The organism is Psychrobacter sp. NC44 (assembly GCF_904846655.1).
GTDB lineage: Bacteria > Pseudomonadota > Gammaproteobacteria > Pseudomonadales > Moraxellaceae > Psychrobacter.
Genome location: NZ_CAJHBN010000002.1, coordinates 287,250 through 303,045, shown reverse-complemented (window position 1 = coordinate 303,045; position 15,796 = coordinate 287,250). Strand labels below are relative to the sequence as shown.

The following is a 15,796-nucleotide window of genomic DNA, read 5'->3' as shown; positions in this document are numbered from 1 at the left end:
TGAGATAAAAACAGCACGTATGAGGCAGATCGATAGCGCAAAATGGCAACATAGCATTATAGTTGGTTGCATCATCTCAATATCAAAACATAGCGTCGATAAGGTTAATCAACCTATCCGCTAATCACGCTCATGACCATTAATATTTTGTGACAATTAATCAAGAGAGCCATCGTTAAAACAGCCGCTGATACTACCATGCAATTAGGCGGGTTATTATAAAGCAAAAACTGTCACATTGGGGAGGAGTTCAAGGATCGGCACCCAGTAAAAAAGCGTTAATTTTTCGTGACTTATACTATATATACTAGCGTCCATTCAAAAATGTGGATTTGGGCTTAATATAAGGTAACGTCTATATCATAATTCATGGCAAAAAAAACATGTTTCTTTCACCTATAAAGTGACCGTTCAATACAGTTAAAAACTAGCTTTTAGGCACTGATATGCGTATAGTACGTAAATAATTTATGCCAGTTGTCTCGTCATTGTTGACCACGTGTAATGAGCTATTAAATCAATTAAATAAACTATCGAATATGATATTGATTTAATACGTTGATCTTACGTTGTTAGAAGATGCGTTAGGCGACCAGCCTTTCTCCGTTATACATCGGAGTATCTATAGTTGGTCATGTCTGACATCGTCGTCAATAAGCTTGATAATTGGTTATTACCAGCACAGTATCTATATGAGCCATTGAGTTATTAAGACCCAATGGCAGTTACTTTGTGTTTTCGTCTGCGTTATGCCAGTCGCTATTACCACTCTATAGTTTGTGAGTATGCGCGCTGCGCTTGACACTCGATTGGGTGAGGAGCACGTATTATCATGTCTGCTTTTAATTGGTCAGCCATTGCTTTTATCTTAGCCGCCATTGGGCTAGTGGTCTTTATGCTGGTTGTGCCGCGTTTGCTTGGCGGTCGCTCTCAGGGCTCACAAAAAGAAGAAGTATTTGAAGCGGGTGTTGTCGGAGCTGGCAACGCCCGTATTCGTTTGTCTGCCAAATTCTATTTGGTGGCAATCTTCTTCGTTATCTTTGATTTAGAAGCACTATATTTGTACGCTTATGCTGTTTCAGTACGTGAAGCAGGCTGGCTGGGCTTTGCCGCTGCCGCGATATTCATTACCATCTTGATTATAGGCTTGGTATACGAGCTCAGTCTGGGTGCGATGAATTGGGCACCATCGGACAAGCGCCGCAAGCAACCACGTCTATATGCAGCTCCAGCAGGTTTTAATTTGGCAGATATTACGCAGTTTGATGGCGTCGATGAGCTGATGGTCGATCCAACTGGCAAGATACCAGCCCAGTCTTCAGGGCAGATTAATGTCTCGAACAATATCGAGACCAACCGTCGTCACTTGCAAAATATCGATCATATTAATACTACTGGTAATGTGACTTCCATGGATTTTGCTACATCTGCGCAACAAGACAAAGTCAAACGCTAATTGCTTTTGACGGTCTTGTGGCACGTTACTGCAAAATGGTCGCTTATTAATAATAGAAGTTAAGGCGATAGTGAAAGCAAGATGATTGCTGCGCTTCGCCTAATATAAAGGTTGTATGTTATGAAATACACATTAACAAAAGCCAACCCTGATGCAGATGTCTATCCTGCACAGACCAGTCAAACGGTCAATGATCCAATCGAAGACGAAGTGAATAAAAACGTCTTTATGGGTCGTCTCGAAGACCTCGTCCATTCAACAGCAAACTGGGGGCGCAAGCACTCACTTTGGCCATTTAACTTTGGTACCTCTTGCTGTTATGTCGAATATGCCACCACCCTAACCGCCGTTCATGATTTGTCACGTTTTGGTGCCGAAGTCATTCGCGCGTCGCCCCGTCAGGCGGATGTGATGATCGTTGCTGGTACTTGTTTTGTCAAAATGGCACCGGTTATTCAGCGCCTGTATGAGCAAATGCTTGAGCCAAAATGGGTTATCTCGATGGGCGCCTGTGCCAACTCTGGCGGTATGTATGATATCTATTCGGTCGTGCAAGGCGTGGATAAAATTATCCCTGTTGATGTCTATGTGCCCGGTTGTCCGCCGCGTCCAGAAGCGTTGATCCAAGGCTTGATGTTGCTGCAAGAGTCGATTACTAAAGAGCGTCGCCCGCTAGGTATTCATGTCAATGATCAGGGTATTTATCAGCCACAAATGACGCCTGAGCGTGACCGTAAGCAAGCAGATCGTATCGCTGTGAAAAACTTGCGTAGCCCAGACAGTATTTAATCAGCGAGCCTGTAGCCAAACTGCATGTGATAAACAGCATTTAGGCATAAATTATTTGGCTATATCATGTTTTAGTTTGGCTCAATCATACACAATCCGTAAAAGTGCTCAGTACGCATATATTCATCGTAGTTCGCTTATGTTTAGCGTAGTTCAGTTATGATTAACATGGTTCAGTTATGATTAATGTAGCTCGGTTAGGCTCAACATAGCTCAATGATGATTAATGAAGGAATACATCATTCATGGTCACGGTAGTCGAAAACATAGATCCTAACATTAAGCCTGTTCCAGCGGTTATCACCGAGCTGGAGCAGAAGTATGCCGGTAAGTTTGTCGTGCAGCACACTGTGGATGAGATTCCAACGGTTTGGGTGGCACGTGCTGATTTGCTGGATATTCTTCTATACCTGCGTAAATTACCCCAGCCATACGTCATGCTATTTGACTTGTCAGCGATAGATGAGCGTCTGCGTCAGCATCGCCAAGGGTTGCCTGACAGTGACTTTACAGTGTTTTATCACCTAATGTCGCTTGAGCGTAATAGTGATGTGCGTATTAAAGTCGCGCTGAGTGAAGACGATGTCAATGTACCGAGCGCTACGCAGATTTGGCCAAATGCCAACTGGTACGAGCGTGAAGTGTGGGACATGTTCGGTATTGTCTTTACCGGTCATCCGCATTTGACCCGTATTCTATTACCAAAATACTGGGAAGGTCATCCACTGCGTAAAGAGTATCATGCGCGTGCAACGGAATTTACCCCGTACTTCTTGAACACTGCCAAGCAGCAATACGAGCAAGAAAACTTGCGTTTTGTCCCAGAAGAGTGGGGCATGAAGCGTTCAGGTCGTGATGAAGACTTTATGTTCTTGAACATCGGTCCTAACCATCCTTCTGCTCACGGTGCATTCCGTTTAGTACTACAGCTTGATGGTGAAGAAGTCGTCGATTGTATCCCTGATATCGGCTATCACCATCGCGGCGCAGAGAAGATGGCTGAGCGTCAAACTTGGCATTCATTTATTCCTTATACCGACCGTATCGATTACCTCGGTGGCGTGATGAATGAGCTGCCGTACATCATGTCGGTTGAAAAGCTTGCTGGAATTACGATTCCACCGCGCGCTGAAACCATTCGCGTGATGATGAGCGAGTTTTTTCGTATTACCAATAACTTACTGTTTGTTGGTACGTTTATTCAGGATGCGGGCGGCATGACCCCGGTATTCTATATGTTTACCGATCGCCAAAAAGCCTATGACGTCATCGAAGCCGTGACTGGCTATCGTATGCATCCTGCTTGGTTCCGTATCGGCGGTACGGCTGCTGATCTGCCACGTGGCTGGCAGCGTCTGGTTCGCGAATTCTTGGATTGGATGCCAAAACGCTTGGACGAATATGTCAAAGCGGCATTGCAAAATAGCGTGCTCAAAGGTCGTACCCAAGGTGTTGCGCAGTATAATGCTAAGCAAGCACTTGCTTGGGGCGTGACGGGCGCTGGTCTGCGAGCGACAGGCGTTGATTTTGATCTGCGTAAAGCGCGTCCATACATGGGCTATGAGAATTACGATTTTGAAGTGCCAGTGGGTTACAACGGTGACGCTTATGATCGCTGTATGGTCAAGGTCGAAGAGATGCGTCAGTCGTTACGTATCATTCGCCAGTGTATGGACAATATGCCACAAGGCCCTTATAAAGCCGATCATCCACTCGCTGTACCACCGCCAAAAGACCGTACCTTAAACGATATTGAAACCTTGATTAATCACTTTATCTCAGTATCTTGGGGTCCTGTGATGCCAGCGGGCGAGTGTACGACAATTGTAGAAGCGACCAAAGGTTTGAACAGCTATTACATCACCTCAGATAAGGCGACGATGAGCTATCGTACCCGTATCCGTACGCCGACGTTTGCACATTTACAGCAGATGCCATCGGTGATTAATGGTTCGCTCGTTTCTGATGCCATCATGTATTTGGCATCGATTGATATCGTAATGGCCGACTGTGATCGTTAGTACCGTGATCGCTAATACTTTAGTCTAATGCTTTGATCAGAAAATTATCGTTATTAAAGAAATACGTTTATCAATATATCATTGCCAAATGGCACACCAAAATGCTGATATCTTGCCATGTAGCGACACTCATAAGACTGTCGTTATTAGCTGATAAAGCGTGATGAGTGAGGACAGATAGAAGACTATGAAAATTGTTTCCGACAAAATGCCAAAAGTAGATGTGGCAAGCATCCTCACTAGCGAGGAAATTGCGGCTATTCATGAGTTTATGCACCATTACCCACAAGCGCGTGCTGCTTCGCTCGATGCGCTAAAGATTGTGCAAAAGCGCAACGGCTGGGTCGATGACGCACAAGTGAATGCCATTGCCAATATTCTAGACATTCCGATGTCAGATATGGACGGAGTCGCCACTTTCTTTAACCGTATTTATCGTCAGCCTGTCGGTCGCCACGTCATCCTTATTTGTGATTCAGTGGCTTGTTTCTTGACAGGCTATGAAGCCTTGTCTGCTGAGATCAGATCGCAGCTGGGTATTGAGTATGGTCAGACGACGGCTGATGGTCGCTTTACGCTATTGCCAATTTGCTGCTTAGGTAACTGTGACAAAGGCCCTGCTGTGTTGATTGACGAAGACACCTATGGTCCAGTACAGCCCGAAGAAGTCACGCAATTATTGGAGCTATACGCATGAGATTAACGCTTTCAGAGCAGATTGCTCAACGTAGTCAAGGCAAAGCACCTAGCCAGCTCAATGAGCAGAGCATTCCAATTTATGGTGATAAAGCCACAGCGACTAGCGAAACCAAACCGTTAACATGGCGTCTAGCACATCATGATGCCGTACTAGATTTGACCACCTATGAGTCGTTAAAAGGCTTTGATGGCTTAAAGCAAGCTTTGAGTCAATCGCCTAAAGAAGTCGGGAATATGATCAAAGCTGCCAACGTCAGAGGTCGCGGCGGTGCAGGTTTTAATGCTGGTTTGAAGTGGACATTCATGTCACCACCAGATGGTTTACCTCGTTATCTCATCTGTAATGCTGATGAAATGGAGCCGGGTACCTTTAAAGATCGTCTATTGATGGAGCGTCTACCGTTTCAGCTGATTGAAGGTATGTTGATTACCGCACATGCGATTGGTGCGACTGACGGTTATATCTTTATCCGTGGTGAATATATCTTAGCCGCCCAGCGTCTGGTCACTGCCATCGAAGAATGCTTGGCTAACAATCTCATGGGCAAGAACATTCTAGGCTCAGATTTTAGTTTTAATCTGCATGTGCATACTGGCGCTGGACGTTATATTTGCGGTGAAGAAACCGCATTGATTAATTGCTTAGAAGGTCGCCGTGCTAATCCACGTACCAAGCCACCTTTCCCGCAAATTTCTGGTGCATGGGGTCGTCCAACCGTCGTCAACAACGTTGAAACCTTGTGTAACATGCCAGCCATCCTAAACCATGGTGTTGAATGGTATCAGTCATTATCTAACATCAAAGGCAAGAGCCAGACACCGGGTACCAAACTGTTTGGCTGCTCAGGTTTAGTCAATGACCCAGGTCTGTGGGAGTTACCGTTTGGTTATACGGCACGCGAAATCATTGAAGATTTAGCGGGTGGTATGCAAGATGGTAAAACCCTCAAAGCTTGGCTACCGGGCGGTGCCTCTACTGACTTTTTAACCACTGAGCATTTAGATGTGGTGGTGGATTTTGACACCATTCAAAAAGCAGGTAGCCGTATGGGTACTGGGCTAATTATGGTCGTTGATGAAGCACAAGATATGGTGCCACTCGTTCGTAATCTCGAGATTTTCTTCCAACGCGAATCCTGCGGTTGGTGTACGCCATGCCGTGACGGTCTGCCTTGGGGTGTCAAATTGCTTACCGCTATCAATGATGGTGAAGGGCAAGTCGGCGATGTCGAAAAACTAGAAGGCCTCACGCGTGACTTATGGATTGGTAAAACTTTCTGTGCACATGCGCCAGGTGCGATGGAACCACTGATGAGTGCGATTAAATATTTCCGTCCAGAGTTTGATCAAAAAATCGCGCAGGCGGTTGGTGTCGATGTCATTGATGCGGCAGCCAATCAACAGCCAGAAGTGAAATAAGGAGAGCGGCATGGCAGTCATACATATTGATGGAACCACTGTCGAAGTAGATAGCGCAGATAACTTGCTACAAGCCTGCTTATCACTCGGCATTGATGTGCCGTATTTTTGTTATCACCCAGCCCTTGGCTCAGTAGGGTCGTGCCGTCAGTGCGCGGTCAAGCAATTCCAAAATAAAGAAGACATGGAAGCAGGTCGCGGCCGTCTTGTGATGTCATGTATGGTCGCTCCGGGCGATGACATGTATATCTCTGTCACTGACGATGAAGCCAAAGCGTTTCGCAAGTCGATGGTTGAGCTACTGATGACCAACCATCCACATGATTGTCCAACCTGTGAAGAGGGCGGACATTGCCATTTGCAAGACATGACGTATATGTCAGGTCATAGCCGTCGTCGTTATCGCTTTACCAAACGCACGCATCATAACCAAGAGCTTGGCCCATTCATCGCGCATGAGATGAACCGCTGTATCGCTTGCTATCGCTGTGTCCGTTTTTATAAAGACTATGCAGGCGGCGAAGATTTGGGTGTTTATGGCTCAAACAACCGTGTTTATTTTGGCCGTGACAAAGATGGTCAGTTCGAAAGCGAATTCTCAGGCAACTTAACGGAAGTATGCCCAACGGGTGTCTTTACCGATAAAACGCACTCTGAGCGCTACAACCGTAAATGGGACATGCAGTATGCGCCAAGCATCTGTCATGGTTGCTCAGCAGGTTGTAACATCTCACCGGGTGAGCGTTATGGTGAATTACGCCGTATTGAAAACCGCTATAACGGTGAAGTAAACCGCTATTTCTTATGTGATCGTGGCCGCTTTGGTTATGGCTATGTCAATCGTGACGATCGCCCAACGCAAGCGCTTGAGCGTATCAACGATAAGCATGTCAAAATCAATATTGACTACGCACTCGATGAAACTATTAAGCGTATCAAAGACAAAAAAGTCATCGGTATTGGCTCACCGCGTGCCAGTTTAGAAACCAACTTTGCACTAAAAAATCTGGTTGGCTTTGATAAGTTTTCAACAGGTCTCAATCATCAGCAGCAAGCATTGGTTAATAAATGCATCGAAGTATTGAGTACTGATGGCATTTATAACCCAAGCATGACTGATATCGAAAGCTATGATGCGGTATTGGTATTGGGTGAAGATATCACTCAAACCTCATCACGTGTCGCGCTGTCAGTACGCCAAGCGGCAAAAAATGAAGGCCTGAAAATGGCAGCGGCATTGCAAACGCAGTCTTGGCTTGCAGAACCGGTTAAACGTATTGCTCAAGATGCGTTAAGCCCAGTTTATGTCATCGACGTGGTGCAAACTAAGCTAGAAGACATCAGTAAAGTCAGTGTGGTAGCAACGCCTGAAGACATCACTAAGCTTGGCTTTAAAGTCGCTGATGAGATTGCTAACTTCGCTGATGATTTAGCAGAAATAACAGACCCACAAGCGGCTGATCAAGATGTCGATACTGCTACTAGTACTAATGCCAGTACTGAGACTGACGGTATGCAAGCATTAGCGAAGCAAATCGCTTATGACTTGATTCAAGCGGATAAGCCATTGGTTATCTCGGGTAGCAGTTTATCCTCTACGGCTTTGATTGAAGCAGCGGCGCAGATTACTCAAGCATTGACCCAAAAACGCTCAGCCATTAAAGCGACTGAACAGCAGCAAGTGGACACGTATAATGCTCAAGTCCGTGATGAGCAAGCGCAAATAGAAGATAAAGAGCTATCCGCTAAACCAAACAAACCTGAAACCGGTGTTGATACAGAAACGCAAGACAATGTAGAACGCGCTCCTGCTAAAAAACTTGAGCTGAAAGAAGTAAACAGTAAATATCAGGCACAAGCAGGTATCTACTTAACAGTTACCGATGCCAATAGCATGGGTGTTTGCATGCTTGGCGGTCAATCAGTCGAAGAATTACTGGCGACTGATTTTGATGTGGTCATCGTCGCTGAAAATCAGCTGACTGATGCCATCGATGCCAATAAATTGACGCAGCTATTATCTGATAAAACTGTCATTGCACTGGATCATCAGCTACTTGATTGGCACAAAGATGTCGATATTGTATTACCTGCGGCTAGTTTTGCAGAAGCAGACGGTACGCTGATATCGGCTGAAGGTCGTGCACAGCGCTTCTTCCAAGTTTACGACAACGAATACTATCATCCGATGAGCAGTATTAAAGAAGGCTGGCGCTGGTTACATGCAGTGCATAGCAGCATCGAAGGTCGTGATGTTGATTGGACGCAGCTAGATGACGTCATCAATGCATTGATCGTAACGCACCCTAAGCTTGCTGGGATTAAAGGCGCTGCACCTGATGCCGATTACCGTATGACGGGTCTTAAAATTGCTCGTCAGCCGCGTCGTTATTCAGGCCGTACCGCCATGCGTGCGCCGATATCCGTACATGAGCCGATGCAACCAAAAGATTTAGACACCGGTTTGACTTTCTCAATGGAAGGTTATAGTGGTAAAGAAACCCCAAGCTCGATGATTCCTTTTGCCAATGCGGCAGGTTGGAACTCACCACAAGCGTGGAATAAATACCAAGACAAGGTCGGTGGTCATCTAAAAAATGGCGACCCAGGTGTGCGCATGTTCGATCAGCTAGCACGTTTAGAAACACGTCAATATGTTGCACCAGATGCCATGTCTGCGACGACAACGGATATGCAGGAAGGACAAGCCAAACTGGTGCCTATCCATAATATCTATGCCAGCTCTATGATGGCGTCACGTAGCCCAGTGGTTGCGGAGCAACTGCCTGTTGCTGCATGGCGTATCGGGATGGATGATGCTAAGGACTGGAACATCGCTAATGGCGATTACTTAGCGATTGAAATCGATAAGCAACAAATCACCTTGCCAGTACAGATTGTCGGTTATTTAGCAGAAGGCTGTATCGGTTACCCAGTTGGGCAGGTGAGTATCATTCATCCATCAATGCCAGCGTCGGTTCGCAAAGTGGATGCACCAGTGACGATGATGGGTAGCATGGCTAACGATATGATGAACAATAACGATGCTGCGCAAATGAACACAGCACCGACCACCACACAGGAGGTGTAATATGCAAGTTACCCGTATTATCCCTGATGTGCCAAGCTTCTTGGCTGGTAGCATGAGCTTTGATGCTTGGTCCATTTTATTTATGGTCGGGCAATCACTAGTCATCTTCTTGGTCGTGGTTATGGTTGCCGCTATGATGATTGTCTATGAGCGCCGCATGCTAGCTTTATGGCAGGATCGTTACGGTCCAAACCGCGTCGGACCCTTTGGTTCGTTGCAGCTAGTCGCGGATATGCTCAAAATCTTCTTTAAAGAAGATTGGACGCCAAACTTTACCGATAAGTTTATGTTTACGTTGGCACCTGCGGTCGCGATGTTCACTGCACTGGCCTCATTTGCCATTATTCCTATTTCGCCAACGCTTGGTGTTGCTGACTGGGATATCGGTATTCTGTTCTTCTTTGCGATGGCAGGTATTGCCGTTTATGCAGTGATGTTCGGTGGTTGGGCGTCTGCCAATAAATTCTCGCTACTGGGTGGTTTGCGCTCTGCTGCACAAACGATCAGTTATGAAGTCTTCTTGGGCTTATCACTGATGGGCGTAGTCGCATTGACAGGCTCATTTAACTTGCGCGCCATTGTTGAGGCGCAAATCGACGGCTGGTATATCATTCCGCAGTTTTTTGGCTTTTTGACCTTTGTCGTTGCTGGTGTTGCCGTTACCCATAGACATCCATTTGATCAGCCAGAAGCAGAGCAAGAGCTGGCTGAAGGCTATCATGTCGAATATTCTGGCATGAAGTTCGGTATGTTCTTTATTGGCGAATATGTCAACGTTGTACTGATTTCTGCCTTGATGACGTGCTTATTCTTTGGTGGTTGGCTTGCACCTTTTAATTTAGATATTCCATTTATTCCACCAGCTTTTTGGTTCATGATTAAAACGCTGTTCTTTATGACCATGTTTATTTTGGCTCGAGGCTCACTCATGCGTCCGCGTTATGATCAAGTGATGAACTTTGGCTGGAAAGTTTGTCTGCCAGTAACGCTGATTAATCTGTTGGTTACTGCTGCGGTCATTTTGATCTTTTCCCCAACGTTGTAATCATTACTAGTAGCCATCACTAGCCATCATTGATGAACTAGGGTAAAGCTGATAAGGATAATAATCCCATGTTTACTACCATAAAAAAGACCGTCATTGGACTATTTACCATTGTCCGCAGCATGTGGATGGTCAATAGTCATGCGCTCAGACCGCGTGACACCATCCTTTATCCTGAGGTGCCGGTACCTGTGCCGCCGCGTTTTCGTGGACGTATTGTTCTAACGCGTGACCCTGATGGAGACGAGCGCTGTGTGGCTTGTAACTTGTGTGCGGTGGCATGCCCGGTAGGGTGTATCTCCTTACAAAAAGCGGAACGTGAAGACGGTCGTTGGTATCCAGAGTTTTTTCGAATTAACTTTTCGCGCTGTATTTTTTGTGGCTTGTGTGAAGAGGCGTGTCCAACGACAGCCATTCAAATGACGCCTGACTTTGAGTTGGGTGAATATAAGCGCCAAGACTTGGTCTACGAAAAAGAGCATTTGCTCATTTCAGGGCCGGGTAAATATCCTGATTATAACTATTATCGTGTGACGGGTATGGCGGTAGCGGACAAACCAAAAGGCGCAGCACAAAACGAAGCTGCACCGATTGATCTAAGGAGCTTGCTACCATGATGAATATTTTGAACCATCCTGAACTGGCGGGGTTTTATTCGCTTGCAGCAGTGGCCATATTTGCCAGTCTGCGCGTCGTGACTCAGGCCAATCCAGTGCATGCTATCTTATCGATGATTGTGTCATTACTGGCAATCGCAGGGATATTTTTCGTCCTAGGCGCGCCATTTGCTGGTGCGTTAGAGATTGTCGTCTATGCCGGCGCCATTATGGTGCTATTTGTCTTTGTTATTATGATGCTTAATTTAGGCATGAGCAATGATGAGCGTGAAGAGCGCTGGCTTGATGCGGGCACTTGGGCGCTACCGACAGGGTTAACGATTATTATCGCGGTTGTGCTGTATGCGATGATTGGTATGGGTCATGACGAAGCGGCAATGATTGGTGGCTCGACAATATCTGCCAAAGCAGTCGGTACGGTGCTATTTACTAAATATGTGATGTTGATAGAAGTGGCTGCATTGCTACTATTGGCAGCCTTAGTCGCCGCTTATCATTTGGGTAAAGAGTCTATCGCTGATGAGGTTACTGTTAATGCAAACCACAGTAATGGTAGTCAAGGATCTAATGCTAATGTCGCAAGTATCAAACACTACGATGATCACGGCATGCCGATAGATGCTGACGCGGCGAAAATGGCAGAATCTTACGAATATAAAGATGTTGACCCGCATGACTATGTAAGTATGAATGTAGGTACGCAGCTGGGTGTGAATAAAGTCACGCGCAAGGAGTCAGACTAATGGTACTAGCAGCGAGCGTGGCACAAGATGTGTCAAACGTGCCGTTTGCCCACGAGGTAGCAGGCTTAGTACAGCCAGTTGCTGAGGCGCAGAATGTACTGGGCATGATACCCATGAGCCATGGACTGATTTTGGCAGGTATCTTATTTGCCATTGGTCTGTGCGGCGTCATGGTACGACGTAACTTCCTATTTATGCTAATGAGCCTTGAGATCATGATGAATGCAACAGCATTAGCATTTGTGGTGGCAGGTAGTCGTTGGGTTGATCCAGATGGACAGATTATGTTTATCTTTATTTTGACCTTGGCAGCAGCAGAGGCCGCCATTGGTTTGGCAATATTATTGCGGTTTTATCATCAGCGTGGGCATCTCGATGTCGACAGCGCCAATGAGATGAAAGGATGATGTCATGAGTTTATTACCATTAACCTTTATATTCCCGCTCGTTGGCTTTTTGATTTTAGCCTTTATGCGCGATAAGCTAACAGAGCAGGTGGCAGCGATTGTCGGTGTCGGTAGTATGCTGTTATCAGCACTATGCACGCTAATCGTTAGTTATACTTTTTTAACCAATAATCCAGCAGGAACAGTCATAGAGATTCCGCTGTGGACATGGTTCCAAGTCGGAGATTTTGCCCCAAGTTTCGGTCTGAGCTTTGATGGTTTGGCACTGACGATGACGGGTGTCATCACTGGGATCGGCTTTTTAATCCATCTCTTTGCCGCTTGGTATATGAAAGGCGACACTGGCTTTGCCCGCTTCTTCAGCTATATGAACTTGTTCGTTGCCAGTATGCTATTGCTAGTATTAGCAGATAACTTGTTCTTGCTTTATCTTGGCTGGGAAGGCGTTGGTATCTGTTCGTACTTGCTAATTGGTTTTTATTACCATGACCGCGCCAATGGTCTTGCAGCGATGAAAGCCTTTACGGTGACGCGCGTGGGTGATGTATTCTTAGCCTTCGGTCTGTTTTTATTATTCCGTGAATTCGGTACGCTTAATATTCAAGAAATTATTACTCGTGCACCAGAAGTATTCGATATCAACAATCCAACGATGATGTTGACCACCATGATGTTGGTTGGCGGCGCGATGGGTAAATCAGCCCAACTGCCATTACATACATGGCTGGCTGATGCGATGGCAGGTCCGACGCCAGTATCAGCGCTTATTCACGCGGCAACGATGGTCACGGCAGGTGTTTATTTAATCGCTCGTCTACATCCATTGTTTGAGCTGACCCCTGGTATTTTATTATATTGGGTCGGCGGCGTAGGGGCGTTGACGTTGGTCGTTGCTGGATTCTGTGCACTGGCACAAACCGACATCAAACGTATTCTTGCTTACTCAACCATGAGCCAAATTGGCTATATGTTTTTAGCACTCGGCGTTGGTGCTTGGCAAGGCGCAATCTTTCATTTGATGACTCATGCTTTCTTTAAAGCCCTGTTATTCTTATCATCAGGTGCAGTCATCCTTGCGGTACACCATGAGCAAAACATCTTTAAGATGGGCGGTCTACGTAAAAAGATACCGTTGGTATTCTGGTGTTATATCGTCGGTGGCGGTGCATTGGCAGCGATACCTTGGGTTACCGTTGGCTTTTATTCTAAAGAAGCGATTCTTTGGGAAAGTTATGCAACCGGTCACATGGTTTTATTCTATATGGGCGTATTCGGCGCATTTTTAACCGCACTTTATACTTTCCGTATGATTTGGATTATCTTCTTTGGTGAAGAGAAAACGCACGCGCATAAGTTATCTGGTGTGTCGTATTGGCTGCCACTTAGTGTGTTGCTCGTATTATCAACGGCAGTGGGTGCATTTATCACTCCGCCATTACAAGGCGTCTTGCCAGAGAGTGTTGGGCATTTATTGGAAGTCGCTGGTCAAGCGCATGGTAAGCATACGGCTGAGTTTATCGCCATGGGTGCGATGCTGGCTGGTCTAATAATAGCGGCGCTATTATATGTGGTGGATAAAGGTCGCATGCTCACCCGCTTTAAGCGCTCACGTGTTGGTGGGGCGCTATATCACTGGTGTTATCATGGTCTAGGTTTTGATGCGCTATACGATGTAATTTTTGTAAAACCCTTTTTGTTCATCGGCCACTTATTTAAAGCCGACCCTATCGATAAAGCGTGGCTCGTCTTGCCTAAGCTGGCATCTGCTGGTAATAAGGTATTGTCTGCGACGCAAACTGGGTCACTTCGAGGTTACGCTGCAAGCTTTGGCTTGGGCATGGCTGTATTACTAGTGCTGGTAATGATGACGGTGGTATAAGATGATTGAGTTACAACAAACGTGGATGCTACCAGCATTAATTGCAATTCCCTTTATTGCGGGATTGCTATGTTGGTTGGTCGAGCGCTTTAATAAACGTCTGCCGCGCTGGATTGCTCTAATCGGTATGACGTTGACCTTTGTATTGTCGCTAGTGATGTGGCAATACGGCGACTTTAGTGGCATGAGTAAGCAAGTGATTGCGCCAGACGCTGCTGTGCCTTGGGTCGCTGAATTTAGTGTGCCATGGATACCGAGCTTTGGTATTAGCTTCCATTTAGCGATGGATGGCTTGTCACTGATGATGGTGGCGTTGACAGGATTGCTCGGTATTGCCGCAGTAGCTTGTTCGTGGAATGAGATTCAGCGTCGAGTCGGCTTTTTCCATCTCAACCTTTTGTGGAGTTTGGGCGGCGTCATTGGTGTGTTCTTAGCCATTGATCTGTTCTTGTTCTTCTTCTTTTGGGAGATGATGCTGGTTCCTATCTACTTCTTGATCGCTATTTGGGGTCATGATGTGGTTGGCAAAACCAAGGAATACGCAGCGACTAAGTTCTTTATTTATACCCAAGCGTCTGGGCTTATTATGCTGGTCGGTATTTTGATATTGGTCATTATCAGCTACGCTCAAAAAGGGGTGGTGAGCTTTAATTATAATGATTTGCTCGGTACGTCACTTGGTGGCTGGGAATATCCGATCATGCTGTGCTTCTTTATTGGCTTTGCGGTTAAGTTGCCGATTATTCCGTTCCATGGCTGGTTGCCAGATGCGCATGCGCAAGCACCAACGGCAGGTTCGGTGGATTTGGCAGGGGTGCTCATTAAGACGGCTGCTTATGGTTTGATTCGCTTCGTCTTGCCATTATTTCCAGCAGCATCACAAGATTTTGCGCCGATTGCGATGACCTTGGGTACGATTGGTATCTTCTATGGTGCATGGCTCGCCTTTATGCAGACCGATATGAAGCGTTTGCTCGCTTATACCAGTATCTCGCACATGGGCTTTGTCGTATTGGCAATTTATGCTGGAACCTTACTCAGCTTGCAAGGTCTGATGATTCAGATGTTAGCGCATGGCTTAAGCTCAGCAGCGCTATTCATCATGGCAGGACAGTTATATGAGCGTCTACATACGCGCGATCTAACCTTGATGGGTGGTATGTGGGGTCAGTTCCGTTACTACGCACCGATACTGATGTTCTTCTGTGCGGCATTGCTCGGTATTCCGGGGACAGGTAACTTCATTGGCGAGTTCATGATTTTATTTGGTGCTTTTGCTCAGTATCCAGTATTTGTGGTCTTTGCAACATTCAGTCTGGTACTAGCAGGGCTATACTCGCTTATTTTGATTCACCGTGCATTATTTGGCAAAAACAACATCGAAGCAGTCGCCATGCAAGAAACCAAAGCACATGGTTTGCCTACGCGTCCATTAAAAGATTTGGGTAAGCGTGAGTTGTCATTGTTATTGATGCTCGCTGCAGGCTTGGTATGGCTTGGTCTATATCCACAGCCGTTCCTTGATACCTCAAGTCATGCGATGCAGTGGATCAATAACGCTTATATATACAGTCAAGTCACACAAGTAGATGCGTCGCAACTGCTTGATGCAATGGAGGCACGTTAAGTC

Annotated in this window: 12 protein-coding genes; all 12 read left to right on the top strand. The window is 46.1% G+C overall.

Annotation, left to right across the window (positions count from 1 at the left end):
• Positions 1-832 precede the first annotated feature (832 nt).
• Positions 833-1,456 (top strand): NADH-quinone oxidoreductase subunit A, encoded by a 624-nt coding sequence (gene ndhC / locus JMX95_RS02515; RefSeq protein ID WP_055124534.1) that lies wholly within the window; start codon positions 833-835, stop codon positions 1,454-1,456.
• 120 nt (positions 1,457-1,576) lie between these two features.
• On the top strand, positions 1,577-2,245 hold the full coding sequence (locus tag JMX95_RS02510; protein ID WP_025653094.1) for a NuoB/complex I 20 kDa subunit family protein: 669 nt from the start codon (positions 1,577-1,579) through the stop codon (positions 2,243-2,245).
• Between the two features lie 245 nt (positions 2,246-2,490).
• The gene (nuoC, locus tag JMX95_RS02505) at positions 2,491-4,266 is read left to right on the top strand and encodes an NADH-quinone oxidoreductase subunit C/D (protein WP_201553478.1); all 1,776 of its coding nucleotides are present in this window, start codon (positions 2,491-2,493) and stop codon (positions 4,264-4,266) included.
• A 187-nt stretch (positions 4,267-4,453) separates the two neighbouring features.
• Positions 4,454-4,963, top strand: coding sequence for an NADH-quinone oxidoreductase subunit NuoE (nuoE, locus tag JMX95_RS02500; RefSeq protein ID WP_045444735.1), 510 nt, complete (start codon positions 4,454-4,456; stop codon positions 4,961-4,963).
• The gene (gene nuoF / locus JMX95_RS02495; RefSeq protein WP_201553480.1) at positions 4,960-6,384 is read left to right on the top strand and encodes an NADH-quinone oxidoreductase subunit NuoF; all 1,425 of its coding nucleotides are present in this window, start codon (positions 4,960-4,962) and stop codon (positions 6,382-6,384) included. Before nuoE ends, nuoF begins: the two co-directional genes overlap by 4 nt.
• 10 nt (positions 6,385-6,394) lie before the next feature.
• On the top strand, positions 6,395-9,475 hold the full coding sequence (gene nuoG, locus JMX95_RS02490) for an NADH-quinone oxidoreductase subunit NuoG (RefSeq protein WP_201559965.1): 3,081 nt from the start codon (positions 6,395-6,397) through the stop codon (positions 9,473-9,475).
• A gap of 52 nt (positions 9,476-9,527) precedes the next feature.
• Entirely contained in the window at positions 9,528-10,520 is a 993-nt protein-coding gene (gene nuoH, locus JMX95_RS02485) for an NADH-quinone oxidoreductase subunit NuoH (protein WP_045445151.1), read from the top strand.
• Between the two features lie 68 nt (positions 10,521-10,588).
• Entirely contained in the window at positions 10,589-11,137 is a 549-nt protein-coding gene (nuoI, locus tag JMX95_RS02480) for an NADH-quinone oxidoreductase subunit NuoI (protein WP_045444743.1), read from the top strand.
• Positions 11,134-11,880 (top strand): NADH-quinone oxidoreductase subunit J, encoded by a 747-nt coding sequence (gene nuoJ, locus JMX95_RS02475; RefSeq protein ID WP_201559964.1) that lies wholly within the window; start codon positions 11,134-11,136, stop codon positions 11,878-11,880. Before nuoI ends, nuoJ begins: the two co-directional genes overlap by 4 nt.
• Before the next feature lie 98 nt (positions 11,881-11,978).
• Positions 11,979-12,287, top strand: a complete 309-nt coding sequence (gene nuoK / locus JMX95_RS02470; protein ID WP_045445153.1) for an NADH-quinone oxidoreductase subunit NuoK — start codon at positions 11,979-11,981, stop codon at positions 12,285-12,287.
• A 4-nt stretch (positions 12,288-12,291) separates the two neighbouring features.
• Positions 12,292-14,166 carry an NADH-quinone oxidoreductase subunit L gene (nuoL, locus tag JMX95_RS02465; protein ID WP_201559963.1) on the top strand — a complete coding sequence of 625 codons (1,875 nt, stop codon included), beginning with the start codon at positions 12,292-12,294 and terminating at the stop codon, positions 14,164-14,166.
• Position 14,167: 1 nt separating this feature from the next.
• Positions 14,168-15,793: an NADH-quinone oxidoreductase subunit M gene (gene nuoM / locus JMX95_RS02460; RefSeq protein WP_201539525.1), complete on the top strand. Its 1,626-nt coding sequence runs from the start codon at positions 14,168-14,170 to the stop codon at positions 15,791-15,793.
• Positions 15,794-15,796 lie beyond the last annotated feature (3 nt).